Source organism: Flavobacterium sp. GCM10023249, assembly GCF_042653365.1.
Taxonomy (GTDB): Bacteria; Bacteroidota; Bacteroidia; order Flavobacteriales; family Flavobacteriaceae; genus Flavobacterium.
On the sequence record NZ_JBHSHZ010000006.1, the window covers coordinates 181,915 to 201,308 of the forward strand.

The 19,394-nt window shown below is 36.1% G+C and carries 17 protein-coding genes; 13 read left to right on the forward strand and 4 right to left on the reverse strand.

What is annotated here, in order from left to right:
* Nucleotides 1–73: 73 nt before the first annotated feature.
* Together ACFO7M_RS02405 and ACFO7M_RS02410 are read left to right on the forward strand one after the other, a co-directional pair.
* Nucleotides 74–3,286, forward strand: a complete 3,213-nt coding sequence (locus tag ACFO7M_RS02405; RefSeq protein WP_379733839.1) for a protein O-mannosyl-transferase family — start codon at nucleotides 74–76, stop codon at nucleotides 3,284–3,286.
* Between the two features lie 60 nt (nucleotides 3,287–3,346).
* Complete coding sequence (locus ACFO7M_RS02410; RefSeq protein WP_379734495.1) at nucleotides 3,347–3,997, forward strand: polysaccharide deacetylase family protein; 651 nt, start codon at nucleotides 3,347–3,349, stop codon at nucleotides 3,995–3,997.
* Here ACFO7M_RS02410 and ACFO7M_RS02415 read toward each other — a convergent pair.
* Nucleotides 3,994–4,290 carry a thioredoxin family protein gene (locus tag ACFO7M_RS02415; protein ID WP_379718525.1) on the reverse strand — a complete coding sequence of 99 codons (297 nt, stop codon included), beginning with the start codon at nucleotides 4,288–4,290 and terminating at the stop codon, nucleotides 3,994–3,996. The genes ACFO7M_RS02410 and ACFO7M_RS02415 overlap by 4 nt on opposite strands.
* 53 nt (nucleotides 4,291–4,343) lie before the next feature.
* The gene (locus ACFO7M_RS02420) at nucleotides 4,344–5,777 is read right to left on the reverse strand and encodes a metallophosphoesterase (RefSeq protein ID WP_379733841.1); all 1,434 of its coding nucleotides are present in this window, start codon (nucleotides 5,775–5,777) and stop codon (nucleotides 4,344–4,346) included.
* A gap of 374 nt (nucleotides 5,778–6,151) precedes the next feature.
* Between ACFO7M_RS02420 and polA the strand changes: the two genes are divergently transcribed.
* Complete coding sequence (polA, locus tag ACFO7M_RS02425; protein ID WP_379718519.1) at nucleotides 6,152–8,998, forward strand: DNA polymerase I; 2,847 nt, start codon at nucleotides 6,152–6,154, stop codon at nucleotides 8,996–8,998.
* 9 nt (nucleotides 8,999–9,007) lie between these two features.
* The gene (locus ACFO7M_RS02430) at nucleotides 9,008–9,565 is read left to right on the forward strand and encodes a hypothetical protein (protein WP_379733843.1); all 558 of its coding nucleotides are present in this window, start codon (nucleotides 9,008–9,010) and stop codon (nucleotides 9,563–9,565) included.
* 405 nt (nucleotides 9,566–9,970) lie between these two features.
* Here the strand turns inward: ACFO7M_RS02430 and ACFO7M_RS02435 are convergent, their stop codons facing one another.
* The gene (locus ACFO7M_RS02435) at nucleotides 9,971–10,600 is read right to left on the reverse strand and encodes a hypothetical protein (protein WP_379733845.1); all 630 of its coding nucleotides are present in this window, start codon (nucleotides 10,598–10,600) and stop codon (nucleotides 9,971–9,973) included.
* Between the two features lie 18 nt (nucleotides 10,601–10,618).
* On the reverse strand, nucleotides 10,619–11,644 hold the full coding sequence (locus ACFO7M_RS02440; RefSeq protein WP_379733847.1) for a LacI family DNA-binding transcriptional regulator: 1,026 nt from the start codon (nucleotides 11,642–11,644) through the stop codon (nucleotides 10,619–10,621).
* A 224-nt stretch (nucleotides 11,645–11,868) separates the two neighbouring features.
* Between ACFO7M_RS02440 and rplM the strand changes: the two genes are divergently transcribed.
* The 9 genes from rplM to ACFO7M_RS02485 all read left to right on the forward strand — a co-directional run bounded on the left by rplM (nucleotide 11,869) and on the right by ACFO7M_RS02485 (nucleotide 19,365).
* Nucleotides 11,869–12,324: a 50S ribosomal protein L13 gene (rplM, locus tag ACFO7M_RS02445; RefSeq protein ID WP_136667823.1), complete on the forward strand. Its 456-nt coding sequence runs from the start codon at nucleotides 11,869–11,871 to the stop codon at nucleotides 12,322–12,324.
* Nucleotides 12,324–12,710: a 30S ribosomal protein S9 gene (gene rpsI / locus ACFO7M_RS02450; protein WP_379718508.1), complete on the forward strand. Its 387-nt coding sequence runs from the start codon at nucleotides 12,324–12,326 to the stop codon at nucleotides 12,708–12,710. Before rplM ends, rpsI begins: the two co-directional genes overlap by 1 nt.
* A gap of 141 nt (nucleotides 12,711–12,851) precedes the next feature.
* On the forward strand, nucleotides 12,852–13,610 hold the full coding sequence (gene rpsB / locus ACFO7M_RS02455) for a 30S ribosomal protein S2 (RefSeq protein ID WP_379718505.1): 759 nt from the start codon (nucleotides 12,852–12,854) through the stop codon (nucleotides 13,608–13,610).
* 130 nt (nucleotides 13,611–13,740) lie between these two features.
* Nucleotides 13,741–14,703, forward strand: a complete 963-nt coding sequence (tsf, locus tag ACFO7M_RS02460; protein WP_379718502.1) for a translation elongation factor Ts — start codon at nucleotides 13,741–13,743, stop codon at nucleotides 14,701–14,703.
* 91 nt (nucleotides 14,704–14,794) lie between these two features.
* Nucleotides 14,795–15,454: a queuosine precursor transporter gene (locus tag ACFO7M_RS02465; RefSeq protein ID WP_379733849.1), complete on the forward strand. Its 660-nt coding sequence runs from the start codon at nucleotides 14,795–14,797 to the stop codon at nucleotides 15,452–15,454.
* Between the two features lie 58 nt (nucleotides 15,455–15,512).
* Nucleotides 15,513–16,220 carry a UMP kinase gene (gene pyrH, locus ACFO7M_RS02470; RefSeq protein WP_379718496.1) on the forward strand — a complete coding sequence of 236 codons (708 nt, stop codon included), beginning with the start codon at nucleotides 15,513–15,515 and terminating at the stop codon, nucleotides 16,218–16,220.
* Between the two features lie 72 nt (nucleotides 16,221–16,292).
* A complete protein-coding gene (gene frr / locus ACFO7M_RS02475) occupies nucleotides 16,293–16,856 on the forward strand; it encodes a ribosome recycling factor (RefSeq protein WP_379718493.1) in 564 nt (187 codons plus the stop codon).
* Between the two features lie 138 nt (nucleotides 16,857–16,994).
* A complete protein-coding gene (locus ACFO7M_RS02480) occupies nucleotides 16,995–18,065 on the forward strand; it encodes an exopolyphosphatase (RefSeq protein ID WP_379733851.1) in 1,071 nt (356 codons plus the stop codon).
* Nucleotides 18,066–18,123: 58 nt separating this feature from the next.
* Nucleotides 18,124–19,365 carry an MDR family MFS transporter gene (locus ACFO7M_RS02485; RefSeq protein WP_379718487.1) on the forward strand — a complete coding sequence of 414 codons (1,242 nt, stop codon included), beginning with the start codon at nucleotides 18,124–18,126 and terminating at the stop codon, nucleotides 19,363–19,365.
* Nucleotides 19,366–19,394: the final 29 nt, after the last annotated feature.

Below are 19,394 nucleotides of genomic sequence, written 5' to 3' on the forward strand. Positions count from 1 at the left end.
TGTTTTTTAACCTTTTCTTTAGATAAAAAAATAGTTTCTTTGTGTAGCAAATTACAAACCGATACAGGATCATATGTCATTCAATTTCAACAAGTGGAACACCATTCTCGGGTGGATTTCCTTCTTTATTTCTCTTTTAGTTTACTCTTTAACCGTTGAACCTACCATGAGTTTTTGGGATTGTGGCGAATATATTGCTACAGCTGCCAACCTTGAAGTAGGTCACCCACCAGGAGCACCACTATTCCAAATGATAGGTGCCTTCTTCTCTATGTTTGCCATAGGAAAAGAAAACGTCGCTTTGATGGTTAATATGATGTCGGTATTTTCAAGCGCCTTTACCATCTTGTTTATGTTCTGGTCATCCACCATTATTATTAGAAAAATAATTACCCCTTACACCGATTTAAACAAAAATAATTCAATTGCCATTTTAGGAAGTGCTTTTGTTGGCGTTATGGCTTTCACATTTTCGGACAGCTTTTGGTTTAATGCAGTAGAAGCCGAAGTATACGCTATGGCAACCTTCTTAATCGCTCTTTTATTTTGGCTTGGATTACGCTGGGAACAGGAAATGGACTCACCAAGAGGCAATAAATGGCTTTTAGTTATTGCATTGGTAGTAGGACTTTCTTTTGGAGTTCACTTTATGGCTTTACTAACCATTCCATCTATCGGATTTTTATATTATTTCAAACACTACAAAAAAATCACCGTAAAAAACTTTATTATAGCCAATGTGGTGGTAGTTTCTGTTTTGATGTTCATCTTCAAACTATTACTACCTTGGATCATGACATTTTTCGGAGCTACGGAAGTCTTCATGGTAAACAGCCTTGGACTCCCTTTTAACTCCGGAACTATTTTCGTTACCATTGTATTGGTTGCTTTCTTCTATTTCGGATTGAAATACACACACGAAAAAGGAAAAGTTTTCTTCAATACATTGCTATTGTCTGTTTTATTCATATTAATTGGATTCTCAACTTGGTTAATGTTACCAATTCGTGCCAATGCCCAAACTCCTATCAACGAAAATAAACCTTCAGATGCGCGTGAAGTATTAGCCTATTATAACCGTGAACAATACGGTGAGCAAAAACTATTCTACGGACCACAGTTTTCAGATACGTATGCCGGTTTGGACGAAAACAATCCTTATAGCGATGAGAAACCCAACTACGAACGTGATGAAGCTACAGGAAAATATGTAATCGTTAATAATTTCAAAAACGGAAAACAAAATACTGACGATAACCACAAAGCATTCTTGCCTCGTTTATGGAGCAGTGAACACAATGTAAATTATATGCGCTTCACCAAGCCTTTAGAATTTACCATCAATCACCAAGCTTTTGAAGACGAAAGTGAAATGGAACAAATGACACAAATTGTTTCTGAATTCAGAGCTGCATACGCTTCAGGTAAATTAGATATTGAAGATTACGACAAGTTCCTACGATCTTACGGCCAATACCTAATCGTGGAAAAACCATCCACTTGGGACAACTTACAATTCATGTTCGAATACCAATTCGGATACATGTACTGGAGATACTTGATGTGGAATTTTACCGGAAGACAAAACGACAAACAAGGAGAATACGACCTTAAAGACGGTAACTGGATTAGCGGAATCAACGCGATCGATTCGATTCGCTTAGGTTCTCAAGACAACCTACCAGCCGACTGGAAGAACAACAAAGGAAGAAACACTTACTTCTTTTTGCCTTTCATCCTAGGCTTAATCGGTTTCTTCTTCCATGCTAAAAAAGATTTAAAAAGCTTCTATGTTCTTTTGGCTTTATTCTTATTTACGGGTTTAGCATTAAAAATATACCTGAACGAAAGACCTTTCGAACCACGCGAGCGTGATTATGCTTTGGTCGGCTCATTTTATGTTTTCGCAATTTGGATCGGAATCGGTGTCTATGCCATTTATGATACCATCAAAAAATACATCACACCAAATATTGCTGGGCCACTTGCTATTGGTGTTTGCTTCTTGGCAGCGCCGGTTTTAATGGCATCTCAAAACTGGGACGATCACGATCGTTCTAACAAATACACAGCAACCTCATCAGCAAAAGCGTATTTAGATTCATGTGCACCTAATGCCATTTTATTTACCATTGGAGACAACGACACTTTCCCATTGTGGTACTTACAGGAAATAGAAGGCTACAGAACCGACGTCCGCATTGTAAACACCAGTTTATTAATGACCGACTGGTATATTGACGCTATGAAACGTAAAGCCTATGATTCAGATCCGGTACCGATTTCTTTCGAACACAAAGACTACGTGGGTGAAAAACGCGACTATTTGATTTTTGACAAAGCAACCGATGAGCGAATGGACGTGAATGCCTTTTTTAATTTCATTTCCAGCGACGACCCAAGAACATTGGTAGAAATGCGTAACGGACATAAAATTCAATTCTATCCAACAAATAAAATCCGCATTCCTGTTGATAAAAAAGCAGTATTGGCAAACAAAGTGGTCAACCCAACTTTAAGCGATTCAATCGTTCCGTACATTGACTTAGACATCAAAGGTGATGCGATTTACAAAAACCGATTAATGATGTTGGATATCGTTAGAAATAACAACTGGAAAAGACCTATCTATTTCTCACCAGGCGCTTTCGGCGATGACGATTATATCTGGATGAAAGACTTCTTACAATTGGACGGTATCATCTATAGATTGATCCCAGTAAAAACGCCACTGGATAAAGACGCTTACAGCTTTGAAATGGGAAGAATCGATACGGATGTAATGTACAAAAATGTAATGAAATGGACATGGGGTAACGGAGAAAGAACCGATATCTATCACGATCCTGAAACTAGAAAAAACAGCATTTCATACAGAACTAACTTTACCCGTTTAGCAAACGCACTTATTGCAGAAGGCAAAACAGAAAAAGCAGAGAAAGTGGTAGACTTAGCCATTGCTAAACTACCTCTCGATTATTACGAATTCTATAGCTTGGTAGATCCGTTGGCCGACAATTATTACAAACTGAACAGAAAAGAAAAAGCACGTAAAGTTTTGAAAGACTTGGTAGCAAAATATCAGGATGAACTAAAATATTTCACCGCTCTAAATCCTTCAGAACAAAATGATTTCGCTGTAGATATCGTTACAGACATCGAAAGATACCGCGGCCTATTAGAAATTGCCAAGGAAAATAAAGACCAGGCTTTCTACAATGAGTTAAAACCAACATTCAACAGTTTTGCGCAACGATTTGAGCGTTACGGTGTTGAATTAGAATAAAACAATCCATAAATTTCACTATAAAGCTTTCGGAAGTTCTTTCGAAAGCTTTATTTTTACATTATGTTTTACTGGATAAAAACCCCCGGAATAGTAAAATGGTTATTTCATAATCAAACGTGGTCTATTCCAAACATCCACAATAAAATCTACCTGACATTTGATGACGGACCAACACCGGGGGTCACAGAATGGGTTTTGGATTTATTAAAAAAAGAGAACATCAAAGCTACTTTTTTCTGCATAGGCAAAAACATCGAGCTATACCCTAACCTTTTTCAAAAAATACAACAGCAAGGCCACACCATCGGTAATCATACGTTCAATCACCAAAACGGCTGGAAAACCAAAACCTCTGACTATTTACAAAATATCGAGCAATGCAAAGAAGCGATTGAAACATTTGAAAACACCAAAACAACAACCAAATTATTCCGTCCTCCTTACGGCAAGATAACCACAAAGCAATCTGGAAAACTGCGAAAATTAGGTTATAAAATTATCATGTGGGACGTTCTAACTGCAGATTTCGATACCACAATCACACCAGAAAAATGTTTAGAAAATGCCATTCAAAAAGTGGAACCCGGAAGTATAATTGTTTTCCACGATAGCATAAAAGCAAGAAACAACCTTGAGTATGCCCTACCCAAAGCTATTCGTTTTTTAAAAGAAAAAGGATATGTGTTTGAATTGATTGGATCGGATTAAAGTTGATCTTGAACCAAAGTGATTAAGGTGTTCGCATCCAATTCACCAGATTGACGCCATTTCATCTGACCTTCTTTATAAATCATCAACGTAGGCAATCCTTTAATACGAAGTGCTTCCGCCAATTCTTGATTTTTATCCACATCAATTTTAATGACTTTAGCTTTATCTCCTAACGCCGCTGCCACATCTTTGATAACAGGATGCATGGATTGTGACGATTCGTTCCAATCGGTATAAAAATCGATTAAAACAGGAACATGGGCGTTAATAAGCTCTCCAAATTTTGACATAAGTTTATTATTTTAATTAAACTTTGTTATACAAATATAGTGTTTTTACTAAATTACACTGTATTTTGACCTTTTTTTAACCTAATAACCGTAATTTCCGGCATAATACCAACGCGCCCAGGATAAGCATGATAGCCAAAACCTCTGTTCACATACACATATCTACCCAAATATTCATAACATCCTGCCCATTGTTTGTACATGTATTGGGCTAAACTCCATTTGAAAAAACCCGGTATCTCTATCCCAAATTGCATCCCATGAGTATGACCGCTTAATGTTAACTGATAATGCTTATCGTCATGTTTTACAATTTCTTCCCAGTGACTCGGATCATGACTCATCAACACTTTAAAATCAGATTTAGATAAGCCTTCGGAAGCCTTGACCACATCACCCATAGATCCAAAATGCTTTCCCCAATTTTCCACACCAACAATAGCAATCTCCTGATCGTCTTTCGTCAACTTAATATGCTCATTCAGCAGTAGCTTAAAGTCAATCTGACGATGCAAATCTTTAATCTCCTCAAAATTCTTTGCTTTTTCCTCTTCCGATTTCCAATCCAAATACGCACCGTAATCATGATTCCCTAAAATAGAATACTTCCCGAACTTAGGCTGTTCCAAACGATTAAAAGTAGTAATCCACGGATGCATTTCTTCTGCTTTTGCATTTACAATATCTCCCGTAAACAAAAGCACATCTGACTGTTGCTCGTTGATCAAATCAATTGCATAATTGATTTTTTCGGCATTGTCAAAACTACCCGAATGAATGTCGGAAATATGCGTAATCGTAAAACCATCAAAAGCATCGGGTAAATCAGGAAAGAACAAATTCTGCTTGATTACTTTGTAATTGTATCTTCCAACGGTCACTCCATAAATCAAAGACAAAAAAGGCACCGAAGCCAAACCCAATGCAATCTGACTCACAAATTTTCTGCGCGAAGGCAAAAATTCAGTAGCCGTTTGATTGTTTTTGGAAAAAAACTGCACTACTCCAAAAAACAATCGGAAGACATCTTCAATAAACAAGGTCGAAACGATAACCAATTTCGGCAGAAGAAACAACAAGAGTAAACCTAAAGTAAACAAAGAACTTCTCGTTTGTCCAACACTTCTGTCAAATTTAGCCAGTCCATATACTATCAATACAAAACTGACTATGGAAACAATCCAATAGGCATAAATCAATAACTTATTCTGAAAAACAGTCTTGAATATTAAAAAAGAAGAATATTCTATAATAAAATAGATTTTTACCACAATCAATACTGTCCCAATTACATAAAACAGCTGAAATACATTTGACAATTCCCGTAGTGTGGGAAAAAATCGCCCGGTAACAATCACTAAAAAAAACAAAGCCGAAGTCGCAAAATAACCAACCAACAACCCTTTGTTATTAAACAATGCCTTAAACGCATTGTAGGCATACACCTCAACCAACAATAATAATACTATATAGATGAATTTAGACATTTTAGAAAAATTTAGACAAAATAACGAAGAAAGTCAACACAATAGGTCTTTGTTAATCAAAATTTAACTATTGAAAAACAAAACAATGGAAAACCACAACACCATTCTTGACACATCCTACACACAACCACTACCAAACTGCTCTACTTTTTTTAAAAAACAGATAGATCTAGCGCTGTAGTAGTACTGCAAAGTGTTGCTCAAAGGTTAGACCATTTGATTTTTAATCTTCCCTAAGTTGAGCTTCTTTACCGAATAACTTTCAAACAATCAACATTCAAACAGGACAAACAAGTAACCATAAACTACAAACGGCAAACCCTATCCAACTTAATAAAAGTTTTGTACTTTTGAATGCTTACAAAATAACAATCATGTCAGATCAAAAACGCCTATTCTTACTCGATGCATACGCCTTAATCTTCAGAGGTTATTACGCTTTTATTAAAAACCCTCGTATCAATTCCAAAGGAATGGACACCTCGGCTATCCTGGGTTTCATGAACTCTCTAATTGATATAATCCGAAGAGAAAAACCCAATCACCTAGCGGTAGCATTTGACAAAGGTGGAAGCGATTACCGACTTGAAATGTATACCGAATACAAAGCCAACCGAGATGAAACTCCCGAAGCCATCAAAATTGCCGTTCCCTATATTCAGGAATTGCTTAGAGCCATGCATATTCCTATTATCGAAAAAGCTGGCTTCGAAGCCGATGACTTAATCGGAACATTATCCAAACAAGCAGAAAAAGAAGGCTATCAGGTGTTCATGGTAACTCCCGATAAGGATTTCGGCCAATTGGTTTCCGAAAACATCTTCATGTACCGCCCAGCCCGTTTAGGGAACGATATTGAAATCTGGGGTGTAGAAGAAGTAAAAGCAAAGTTTGAAGTCCAAGATCCGTTACAAGTAATCGATTTCTTGGCAATGATGGGCGATGCCGTAGACAACATTCCTGGATTACCTGGTGTTGGAGAAAAAACAGCTAAAAAATTTATCGCCGAATACGGTTCTATAGAAAACTTATTAGCCAACACACACCAATTGAAAGGTGCGATCAAAGATAAAATTGAAGCCAACAAAGAACAAGGTATTTTATCTAAGAAATTAGCCACCATCCTACTGGATTGCCCGGTTACTTTTGATGCTGAAGACTATGAATTATCCAAACCGGATGTTGAAAAAACAGATGCTATCTTTCAAGAACTGGAATTCCGTCAACTCAAAGCACAGTTCGATAAATTATTTGGCTCCGGTAAAGAATACGACGAAATTGACACCAACGGCAATGGAGACTCTTCTAAACCCGCTAAAAAAACAGCTCCTAAAAACGAAAACCAATTCGACTTGTTCGGTTTTTCAGATGAAGACTCCGACGCTCCTGTTTCCCACTCTGCTTATGCTACTTTAGAGAATACGCCGCATTTGTACCAAATCGTTCAAGGTGATTTACCTATCAAATTATTAATTCAAAACTTAACGAATCAACCTTCTGTATGTTTTGATACTGAAACTACAGGAATTGACGCCTTAAATGCCGAATTGGTTGGTATGTCTTTCTCTTACGAAAAAGGAAAAGGTTTCTATGTACCTTGTCCCGAAAACCAAGAAGAAGCAAAAGCTTTAGTTGAAAAGTTCCGACCGTTCTTCGAAAACGAAGCCATAGAAAAAATCGGTCAAAACATGAAATACGACTTGAAGGTTTTAGCGAATTACGGCATTGAAGTCAAAGGAAATCTATTCGATACCATGATTGCGCATTACCTGATCAATCCGGATATGCGTCACAACATGGATGTACTATCGGAAACCTATCTGAAATACGCACCCAAGTCTATCGAAACATTAATTGGCAAGAAAGGAAAGAACCAATTATCCATGCGTGATGTCGCTTTAGAAGACATCAAAGAATACGCTACCGAAGATGCCGATGTGACTTTACAACTGAAAGAACATTTCCAGCCTATCCTTGAAAAAGTAGGTACTAAAAAATTATTCGACGAAATTGAAATTCCGTTGGTAAAGGTTTTGGCCGACATGGAACGCGAAGGAATCAACCTAGACGAAAACTTCCTAAAAAACATGGCGATTGACATGGAAAAAGAAATTGCCATTTTTGAAGAGAAAATATACGAAACAGCTGGGGAGAAATTCAACCTGGCTTCTCCAAAACAATTGGGTGATATTCTATTTGACAAATTAAAAATTGGTGGTGCCAAACAAAAGAAAACCAAAACAGGTCAATATGCCACTGGTGAAGAGATACTATCCTATCTAGCCAATGACCATGAAATTGTTCGTGATATCCTGGAGTGGCGTCAACTGGTAAAATTAAAAAGTACATATGTAGATGCCTTACCAACACAGGTAGATAAAAAAACCCAACGCGTACACACCGACTATATGCAAACGGTTGCCGCTACAGGTCGTTTGAGTTCCAACAACCCGAACTTACAGAATATTCCAATCCGTACCGAAAGAGGTCGTCAAATCAGAAAGGCTTTTATCGCCCGAGATGAAAACTACACCCTGCTTTCTGCCGATTACTCGCAAATTGAATTGCGCATTATTGCGGCACTTTCTGGAGAAGAGAACATGATTGCAGCTTTCCAAAATAACGAAGATATTCACCGCAGTACAGCTGCCAAAGTGTTCAACGTAGCTTTGGAAGAAGTTACCAAAGAACAACGTAGCAATGCCAAAACTGTAAACTTCGGAATCATATACGGGGTTTCCGCTTTCGGATTATCCAACCAAACGAATTTATCCCGCAAAGAAAGCGCCGACTTGATCGATGCCTATTACAAAACCTATCCGAAGCTAAAATCCTACATGGCCAACCAAGTGGATTTCGCCAGAGAGAACGGTTATGTGGAAACCATTTCCGGAAGAAGACGTTATTTGAAAGATATCAATTCCGCCAATGCCATTGTCCGTGGTGGCGCTGAACGTAATGCCGTGAATGCTCCTATTCAGGGAAGTGCCGCCGATATCATCAAAATCGCTATGATTAACATCCATAAAAAACTGAAAGAAGAAAACTGGCAGTCAAAGATGTTGCTACAGGTACATGATGAATTGGTGTTTGATGTTCACAATTCCGAACTGGAGAAAATCCAACCCATGATCAAACACGAAATGGAAAACGCCTTCAAAATGGCTGTACCGTTAGAAGTGGAAGTTGGACTGGGAAGAGATTGGCTTGAAGCACATTGATTCTAACACATGAAGCATTTCCTTTTCATATTAACAGTAGTATTTCCAATGATTACCTTTGGGCAAACCATTGGAAATACCGACTTGTATGAAAACTACAAGAAAGCACTAAAAACTTCTGATTCTACTGCACCTTCATTTTTAGTGATCACTTACAAAGACCTCAATCAAAACACTACAAAGGAAGTTTGCTTGGAATCACCTGATTTGATTTACGCAATCATGGAAGAGCTAAATCTCAACGATTACACAGTAGAGCAAATGCAAACAGCTTTTGATTTTGCATTAAACAAAAAAGACAGGTATTTTGAGTTTTCAAATCCAAAAACTATTGAAAGAATTTCAGCTTATCAGTATACTCAGGATGAATTAAAAATGTTCACAATCGAAAAGGACATAGTAAAAATTGCAAAGAAATTCCATAGACAAAAGAATGGAAAGATCTTTCCTAAAGACGAATTGGAAACCATGAAGTACGCTCATAGCTTATTTAATCATGGGATCATTATGGGAATCAATAATTGTCAAGGAATGACTATTTTCTGCACTAATTGGAGCAACGAGTAAATCAACAAATATGAAGTATCTTGTTTTATTTTTAAAATTCTCACTTATCCAAACTATAGTTTTTTTTCTATTGCTTGTAGCTGGTTTATGGTACATTGGTGAAATAAAAATCAACAAAACGGTAGGATGGGCCTCTGACATCAATAATTCAATATTTTTTATTTTACCCTTAGGATTGTTCTATGTTTCTCTGCACATCACCACTTTCATTTTCAAATTAAAAACAAATGTGTATTTCACTATCCTAAGCATTGCCTCACTTCTTAGCTGCTACTTCATAAGATACGACCTACTTTTATACATTATCCTTTTTGGATTTAGCATCACTCTTTTTGCAAGCAATATCATTTACTCGTTATGGTCAAAAGCAAAGACCAAATAAGTTTATCTCAACAACAACTCTGATTATTCCTCAATTTTAACTTTAGTAAAAAACCTAATCCTTTTTTTATCCCACTTTATAGAATCAGGATTATATACTTTTTGGTGTTTTTTGTAATACAACACAGAATCTTCTTCTTGAGTTGTTGGATAAACAAGATAGATGTCATTATCTGGCCTAAAACTAAGATATTTATCCAGAGCATGTCTTATTTTAAAATATGCCTTTGAATTCAATGTATCCTTTTGGGAAGCAATTTTAACTTTATTCTTAATACCTCTTCTAAAATTCAACTTAACGAACGCGGCTAAGCTTTCTTTAGGTAATTGAATTAACAAATCCGGTTCCAACCCCTGAAAATAAGGTATATCATCATCCTCAAATGGAATACAACTTTCATATATTTTCGGCTGGAAATGATAATAAAAAACATTCGAACTATCATCTAAAATAAAATTTTCGCTCCCATAAAAATACTTTGGTAAATTCATCAGAACAATTTTATCAATCTCTCCTTTCTCATATAACTCATCCTGCATTTCATACTTTCTTCTTTCTTCTGAAATGACATAAGGCTTATCACTTGACTCACCTACCTTCTTCCCACAGGAAATCAATCCAAAAACAGCACACAAAAAGAAAAGGACTCGCATAGAAAAGGATTTAGAAAATTAAACAGGCTTCCTAACCGAATCACGGTAACGCAATTCAGTTTTTATTATAGTCGTTTTATAAACATTTTTCGCCGCCTTTTTCTCAATACGGTCAATGAGTAGCTTCGCGGCTTCGGCACCAATCTGTGGTCCGTGCTGACTGATAGTCGCTAAACTTGGTGTTAACCTTCTCGACCATGCACCATCGGCAAAACCAACCATTGATAATTCATCCGGTATTTTGATTCCTTTCTTCACGGCCAATTTCATGGCTAAAGTCGAAGCATGTTCATCCAACGCAAAGATGCCGTCCACTTTAATAGTATCAATTAAGTTAGCCAGCTTTTCATCGTATTCTTTTACAGAATTTACCGCTATGATTAAATCTTCATCTCTGGCAATATCATTTGCTTTTAACGTATCCAAATAACCATTGATACGCAATTGCGATACACTCAGATTGGCTTCACAAGTTAATAAAGCAATACGTCGGCAACCGGTGGTAATCAAATGCTGTGTGGCATGTACCGCCGAATCATAATCGTCCACCACCACTTTGTCACAATCCACTATATCCGAGATACGGTCAAACATCACAATAGGCACACCTTCTTTAATCACTTCCTTGAAATGGGAAATCTCATTTTTCTTTTGAGTTTCTTCGGCAATCGACAAGATAAAACCATCCACCGTACCGTTACTCAACAAATCAATTGCCTGTTGCTCTTTGGCAAAAGATTCATTCGATATATAAGTAATCACATTATACCCTTTAGTATTGGCATACTTTTCAATACCACTAAAAACCTTCGCAAAAAAAGGATTCAAAATATTCGGGATAATTACACCTATTGTATTGGTACGCTGTCTTTTTAAGTTTTGTGCCATGCTGTTCGGTTTGTAATTACGGATGGCCGCATATTCTTTGATGCGTATTTTTGAAGCTTCGCTAATTTCCGGACTATCACTCAATGCCTTTGACACTGTTGATACTGAAACTCCTAAGTCTTTCGCTATTTCTTTTAATGTCGCTTTTGGCTTCATAGACTACTTATATATGTTGTAAAAGTAACAAATTAATCATTATTGCCTCATTAATAAAACCTATTGAAAAGCAAGGCAGTTTATTCAAAATAATCCAAAACACCTAACCGATTGAAAAGCAAGGAAGAAAGAATTTTTAAAATGCTATTTGCTTTATAAATAAATAATTGTACTTTTGCACTCCCTTAATTGGGAATGGAATGTTTAATTAAAAAGTAATTATTGTGAACACATTAAGCTACAAGACAATTTCGGCAAACAAAGCTACTGCAGATAAACAGTGGATCGTTGTTGATGCTGAAGGTCATAACTTAGGTCGTCTTGCTTCAAAAGTTGCGATGCTTTTAAGAGGTAAGTACAAACCAAGTTATACACCGCACGTGGACTGTGGAGATAACGTAATTGTTATCAACGCAGAGAAAATCAACCTAACTGGAAACAAATTAGATGACAAAACTTACGTTCGTCACACAGGTTACCCAGGAGGTCAAAGATTTTTAACAGCTAAAGTAATGCAACAAAAAAACCCTGCATTATTAGTAGAAAAAGCTGTAAAAGGAATGTTACCTAAAAACAAATTAGGTGCTCAATTATTCCGTAATTTGAATGTAAATGTAGGTCCAGAGCACAAACATGCTGCTCAAACACCTAAAACCGTTAATTTAAACGATCTTAAGTAATGGCAGTTATTCACAAAATCGGTAGAAGAAAATGTGCCGTGGCACGTGTTTACGTATCAGAAGGTACAGGAAACATCACTGTAAACAAAAAAGCATTTAATGCTTACTTCCCTACTGCAACTTTACAGTACAAAGTAATGCAACCTCTTGCTATGACTGAAAACGCTTCTAACTATGATGTAAAAATCAATGTTTATGGAGGTGGTACAACTGGTCAAGCAGAAGCTGTACGTATGGCTATTGCAAGAGCAATGTGCGAAGTTGGAGAAGGAAACAGAGCAATCTTAAAACCAGAAGGATTATTAACACGTGACCCTCGTATGGTTGAGCGTAAGAAATTCGGTCAGAAGAAAGCTCGTAAGAGATTCCAATTCTCTAAACGTTAATATTTATTATTATTTATTAAAACTAAGTTATTGTTGCTTTTCCGCGCTGAGGCCGGAGACTAGTTTAGCATCTAAATGGTTCAGACCGAGACAATCGCTACTCAACCATTGCTAATTCAACAGAACGTAAACTATTACAAAATGGCAAATAAAGTAGAAGTTAAAGACTTACTAGAAGCAGGTGTTCATTTCGGACACATGACTAGAAAATGGGACCCAAACATGGCTCCTTACATCTATATGGAGCGTAATGGTATCCACATTATCAATCTATATAAAACTGCAGCTAAAATTGAAGAAGCTAACGAAGCTTTGAAAAAAATCGCTGCATCTGGTAGAAAAGTACTTTTCGTAGCTACCAAAAAACAAGCTAAAGACATCGTTGCTGAAAAAGCAGCGGCTGCAAACATGCCTTACATCACTGAAAGATGGCCAGGTGGTATGTTAACCAACTTCGTTACTATTCGTAAAGCTGTTAAAAAAATGGCTTCTATCGACAGAATGAAGAAAGACGGTACATTTGATACTCTTTCTAAAAAAGAGAAATTACAAATTGAGCGTCTACGTGCAAAATTAGAGAAGAACTTAGGTTCTATCGCTGATATGTCAAGATTACCTGCTGCATTATTTGTAGTAGATATCAAAGCTGAACACATCGCAGTAAAAGAAGCTCAAAAATTAAACATTCCTGTTTTCGCAATGGTAGATACAAACTCTGACCCACGTCAAGTTGACTATGTAATCCCTGCGAACGATGATGCTTCAAAATCAATTGACAAAGTATTATCATTAGTTACTGCTGCTATTACTGAAGGTTTATCAAACAGAACTTCAGATAAAGAAGTAGAAGCTACTGAAGAAGCAAAAGTTGAAACTCCAACTGCAGCTTCAGAAGAATAAATAAAATAGATTCCAATCTCAATTCCAAGTTCCAACGAATTGTCAAATTTGACGATTTATTAAAATTGGAATTTGGAATTTGAAGATTGGAATTTTTTACTTTTAAAAAAACTTAAAAATTTAAAACACTATGGCAACAATTACTGCTGCAGACGTAAATAAATTAAGACAAACTACAGGTGCCGGAATGATGGACTGTAAAAAAGCTTTAGTTGAAGCTGATGGAGATTTCGACAAAGCAATTCAAGTTCTAAGAGAAAAAGGACAAAAAGTGGCTGCTAACCGTTCTGATCGTGAGTCTTCTGAAGGTGCTGCTGTTTCTTTTATCAATGCAGACAATACTAAAGGAGCTATCATCACTTTAAACTGTGAGACTGACTTCGTAGGAAAGAATGAAGCTTTCGTAGCTTTAGCTAAAGATTTAGTTGAAAGAGCTATCAACTTTTCTTCTAAAGAAGAATTTTTAGCATCTGATTTCAACGGAATTACTGTTGCTGAAAAACTAATCGAGCAAACTGGTGTTATCGGTGAAAAAATCGAAATCGGTGGTTTTGAAATTTTGGAAGGTGCTTTCGTTGGATCTTATGTTCACGTAAACAAAATTGCTGCTTTAACAGCTATTTCTTCTCCAATTGCCAATGCTGATGTTTTAACTAAAGACATCTCTATGCAAGTTGCTTCTATGGGAGCTGATACTTTATCTTACAAAGATTTTGATCCTGCTTTTGTTGATTCAGAACTTGCTGCTCGTATTGCTGTAATTGAAAAAGAAAATGAAGAAGCACAACGTTTAGGCAAAACATTGAAAAATGTTCCTAAATACATTTCTTACTCTCAATTAACTGAAGAAGTTTTAAAACAAGCTGAAGAAGATGCTAAAGCTGAATTAAAAGCTGAAGGCAAACCAGAACAAATTTGGGATAAAATTATTCCTGGAAAAATTCAACGTTTTATCTCTGACAATACTACTTTAGATCAAGAGAAAGCTTTATTAGATCAAAACTTCATCAAAGATGACAGTAAAAAAGTAAGTGATTACGTTAAAGAATTCAATGTTGAAATTACAGGTTTCAAAAGAGTTACTTTAGGATAATTAATATCTTAAATCAAATACAAAAAACCTCAGTTATTGACTGAGGTTTTTTTATTTATGCAAAACTTATATCTTTGAGAAAACATAAATCATGTTCAAGACTAAAAAAGATATTGTATTCATCATATTAGCAGGTATCTTCATAACTAATGCAATAGTTGCTGAATTAATTGGTGGCAAACTAATACAAATTGGCCCTTTTTTAATGAGCATAGGCATTCTACCTTGGCCTGTAGTTTTTCTCACTACCGATTTAATCAACGAACACTTCGGAAAAGATGGCGTAAAAAAATTATCCTTTATCACAGCTGGACTAATTGCCTACTGCATCCTACTTTTATTCATTGGAACTAAAATCCCAGCATTTGAAACAGGCCAAACAGTGAACGATTCCCAATTTTATGCCGTGTTCGGACAGGGTTTGTTCATTATGATTGCAAGTATTATCGCGTTTTTGGTTTCGCAATTGATTGACGTTTCTGTTTTTTGGATGCTCAGAAATAAAACCGGAAAAAAAATGATCTGGTTACGAAGTACCGGCTCAACTATTGTTTCACAACTAATAGATAGCTTCATCGTATCTGGAATTGCATTTTGGCTTACGGGAAAAGTCACAACAAAAGACTATATCAACATGTCATTCTCTGGATATACATTCAAATTAATTATAGCCATCGCATTGACACCAATGATATATTTAGGACATTTTCTAATTGAAAAATATTTACATTCTGAAGAAAAAAGTACCTAAAAACAGTATTTCTAAAATCACAGATTATCTCTATATTTGCAAGGCAAAATAAACAATCATGAAATACAAAAGAATACTTTTGAAACTAAGTGGCGAAGCACTTATGGGTGAACGTCAATATGGAATTGATCCTAAAAGATTAGGCGAATATGCTGACGAAATCAAACAAATTCATGATTTAGGCGTTGAAATTGCCATTGTAATTGGAGGCGGAAACATCTTTAGAGGTGTAGCCGGAGCTAGTAACGGAATGGACAGAGTGCAAGGTGATTATATGGGAATGCTTGCAACTGTAATCAACGGAATGGCGTTACAAGGCGCATTGGAAGAAAAAGGAATGCTTACACGTTTGCAAACCGCTTTAAAAATTGAAGCTATTGCTGAACCTTACATCAAACGCCGAGCAGTTCGCCATTTGGAAAAAGGTAGAATTGTTATCTTTGGTGCAGGAACCGGAAATCCTTACTTCACTACAGATACCGCTGCTGTTTTGAGAGGTATCGAAGTAGATGCAGATGTTATTTTAAAAGGCACACGTGTTGACGGTGTTTACAATGCAGATCCTGAAAAAAATGCGGATGCCGTAAAATTTGATTATATTTCATTCGAAGATGTATTAAAAAAAGGCTTAAACGTAATGGATACGACAGCATTCACATTAAGCCAAGAAAACAAATTGCCAATCGTGGTTTTCGACATGAACAAAGAAGGCAATTTGCTTAAAATTTGCAAAGGCGAAAACATAGGAACAGTAGTTAATATTTAATGTTTATAGTTTATAGTTCTTCGTTAGGAATTAACTAAAAACAATAAACCAGAAACAATAAACTTATAAAAAATGACTGAAGAAATTAATTTTATACTGGACAGCACAAAGGAATCTATGGAAGGTTCAATTGCCCATTTAGAAAAAGAATTTTTAAACATTCGCGCAGGAAAGGCGTCACCACAGATGTTAGGTGGTGTTTTTGTAGATTATTACGGATCTCAAACACCTTTATCACAAGTAGCAAACATTAACATTCCCGATGCTAGAACCATCACGGTAACACCTTGGGAAAAAAACATGCTACAACCTATCGAAAAAGCGATCATGATTGCAAACATTGGCTTCAACCCAATGAACAATGGTGACAACATTATTATATCTGTACCACCATTAACAGAAGAGCGCCGTAAAGACTTAGTTAAACAAGCAAAATCAGAAGCAGAAGATGCTAAAATCGGTATCCGTAATGCTCGTAAAGATGCCAATACAGATATTAAAAAGTTAGAAAAAGACGGCACTTCAGAAGATATTTGTAAAACTGCTGAAGAGAACGTTCAAAAGTTAACTGATGCTTTCATCAAAAAAATTGACGAGCATTTAGCTATCAAAGAAGCTGAAATCATGAAAGTTTAAGTGTCTTCCGACATACAATGTTAAAAAATCCGCATTTTGCGGATTTTTTTGTTGTTGTATAAATTAATTACTATTATTAACAAAATTTTAATAATTTTGATAGCCTTACAAATGAACCAATAATAAACTGAAAACCCAATGAAAAAGACCAAATTACAGCTATTAACCGTATTTTTACTTGTTTTCCAAACCTACCTATTCGCTCAAGAAAACTTATTTGCAGGAATAGAAATTGGAAGTAAAGGAATAAAAATGTCGGTTTTGGACGTGTATAACATCAAAAAAGGGAGTTATAACATCAAGTCCTATTGGACAGAAAATATTGGAATTGCGAAAGGAATTTCAATCGACGGTAATTTATCCAAAGAAGACATCGACAAAGCTGGAGCTGTCGTATTGGAAAATTACAAAAAATTCAAAAATGAAATCAATGTTCCCGACTCCAACATTTTTATTGTAGGATCATCAGGAGTTGCAATGGCTAAAAACACACAAGAATTAGTCGACAAAGTAAAACTTCTCACCAACAAAGATTTAGAATTCATTGACGCTCAAACAGAAGGGCGAATGTTACTAAAAGGATGTATCCCGCCAGTTGATTATGAAAAATCGATGGTATTGGACATCGGAGGCGGAAATACCAAAGGCGGCTATGTAGATGTTTTTAACAGTGATAATTTTGTTTTCTTTCCATTAAGCTTAAACTACGGAACCGTAACGCTAACGGAGGCTGTTATCAAAAAAACACGAAATGACGAAATTGGAGAATTCAACATCAAATCATTCGGATTCTTACCTACTTTAAGAGAACAAGTAAACGCAATGTATGGCTCTAAACCAGTTGCTTTGGAAAAAGAAAAAGTCTTTATGTCAGGTGGTGCCGTATGGGCTTTCTATACTCTTGCCAATGGTGAAGCCAAAGAACACTTCAACGAGTTCAAATTAGAAGATGTAATCAATTACGACGCTGTATTGAAAAACAATTTCAAACGTTTTGAAGAATTGGCAAAAACAGATAAAAATGTGGATAAAGTATTGAAAACGTATTCTCAAAAATACCTTATCTCTGCCAGCAATATCTTATTGGTTTGTTTAGAAGCCATTCCAGATATCAATGACAAAAAACTATACTTTGCTAAAGAAGGACAAATTGCATGGTTGGTATCTTACATTGCCGATCGTTCTAAAAAAGTAAAAAAGATACACTAAATACAATCTACCATTGCTCATGGTTCCCCCAAGCCATGAGCAATACAAAACCTACGGCATGAAAAAGTACTTAAACTCATACTTTGATAATTTCAAAGGGTTCTCAAGAGAGGTTTGGGTACTCACGCTGATTACTTATATCAACCGAACCGGAGCAATGGTTATGCCGTTTCTCACCAAATACCTCAGCGAAAATTTTTATTTCGACATCACAGAAATAGGCTGGATGCTTGCTTGTATTGGTGGTGGATCATTAGCAGGCTCATGGTTAAGCGGGAAATTGACTGACAAAATTGGCTTTTACACAATCATGCTATCAAGTCTATTTCTCACAGGCTTTGGCATCATCGCATTGATGTTCCTATACGATTTTACAGAACTCTGTATCGGTTTATTTGTTATCACTGCTATAGCTGATATGTACAAACCAGCAATGTATGTTGCGGTTTCTCATTTCACAACCGACGAAACCAGAACTAGAGCATTGACTTTAATTCGATTGGCCGTTAATCTAGGAATCGTATCCGGTCCAATGATTGCCGGTTTGTTAATTCGAGATAGAAATTACGACCTGCTTTTTTGGATTGATGGTCTGACGTGTGTTATCGCCATCTCCACTTTTATGTTACTGATAGATGAAAGCAAAATATACAAAGCGAGAAAGAAAATTCAAAGAAGCAAAAAGCAAAAAGAAATTATCTTAGAAAACAACAAGTATGACAGTAACTTCATCTTGTTCCTTTTTGCTAGTTTCATCACTGCTTTTTTGTTTTTCCAATTGTTTACAACCATTCCGCTTTACAATACACAGAAATTAAATCTAAGCGAGTTTCAGATAGGAATGCTCTTATCCTTAAATGGTTTATTGATTTTCCTTTTCGAGATGCCTCTCATTGGTTATCTTGAAAAAATGAAATACGAAGCAACAAAAATTATTTTGGCCGGATCTATTTTCATGACAACAGGCTTTTTTTGTCTACTCATCTCAAAATCCATTGGGGTTATGGCTATAAGTATTACCTTTATTACCATGGGACAAATTCTTTTGTTTTCCTTTTCAAATACTTTTGCCTTTACCAGAGCCTTAAAAGGGCATGAAGGAAAATACATGGCCTTATATACTATGAGTTTTAGTGTAGCGCAAATTACGAGCCCAAAAATAGGTCTTACTGTCATCAAATCTTTCAGTTATTTTTCCAATTGGCTGTTGATGGGTGTAGTGGGACTAATCGGGATTTCACTCTATTATCTTCTGGATAAAAAAGTAAAAATGGAAGCTATTCAAAAAAATATAACCTAAATTGCACAGCGGTAAAATCACCATAAACC

Excerpts from the sequence above, each read along its gene's own strand:
- rpsB (WP_379718505.1), top strand. The coding sequence starts at position 12,852 with ATGGCAAATAAAGTAGAAGTTAAAGACTTACTAGAAGCAGGTGTTCAT.
- ACFO7M_RS02420 (WP_379733841.1), bottom strand. The coding sequence starts at position 5,777 with ATGTCTAAATTCATCTATATAGTATTATTATTGTTGGTTGAGGTGTAT.
- ACFO7M_RS02430 (WP_379733843.1), top strand. The coding sequence starts at position 9,008 with ATGAAGCATTTCCTTTTCATATTAACAGTAGTATTTCCAATGATTACC.
- rpsI (WP_379718508.1), top strand. The coding sequence starts at position 12,324 with ATGGCAGTTATTCACAAAATCGGTAGAAGAAAATGTGCCGTGGCACGT.
- ACFO7M_RS02440 (WP_379733847.1), bottom strand. The coding sequence starts at position 11,644 with ATGAAGCCAAAAGCGACATTAAAAGAAATAGCGAAAGACTTAGGAGTT.
- polA (WP_379718519.1), top strand. The coding sequence starts at position 6,152 with ATGTCAGATCAAAAACGCCTATTCTTACTCGATGCATACGCCTTAATC.
- ACFO7M_RS02480 (WP_379733851.1), top strand. The coding sequence starts at position 16,995 with ATGAAAAAGACCAAATTACAGCTATTAACCGTATTTTTACTTGTTTTC.
- ACFO7M_RS02405 (WP_379733839.1), top strand. The coding sequence starts at position 74 with ATGTCATTCAATTTCAACAAGTGGAACACCATTCTCGGGTGGATTTCC.
- frr (WP_379718493.1), top strand. The coding sequence starts at position 16,293 with ATGACTGAAGAAATTAATTTTATACTGGACAGCACAAAGGAATCTATG.
- ACFO7M_RS02485 (WP_379718487.1), top strand. The coding sequence starts at position 18,124 with ATGAAAAAGTACTTAAACTCATACTTTGATAATTTCAAAGGGTTCTCA.
- pyrH (WP_379718496.1), top strand. The coding sequence starts at position 15,513 with ATGAAATACAAAAGAATACTTTTGAAACTAAGTGGCGAAGCACTTATG.
- ACFO7M_RS02465 (WP_379733849.1), top strand. The coding sequence starts at position 14,795 with ATGTTCAAGACTAAAAAAGATATTGTATTCATCATATTAGCAGGTATC.
- tsf (WP_379718502.1), top strand. The coding sequence starts at position 13,741 with ATGGCAACAATTACTGCTGCAGACGTAAATAAATTAAGACAAACTACA.
- ACFO7M_RS02415 (WP_379718525.1), bottom strand. The coding sequence starts at position 4,290 with ATGTCAAAATTTGGAGAGCTTATTAACGCCCATGTTCCTGTTTTAATC.
- ACFO7M_RS02435 (WP_379733845.1), bottom strand. The coding sequence starts at position 10,600 with ATGCGAGTCCTTTTCTTTTTGTGTGCTGTTTTTGGATTGATTTCCTGT.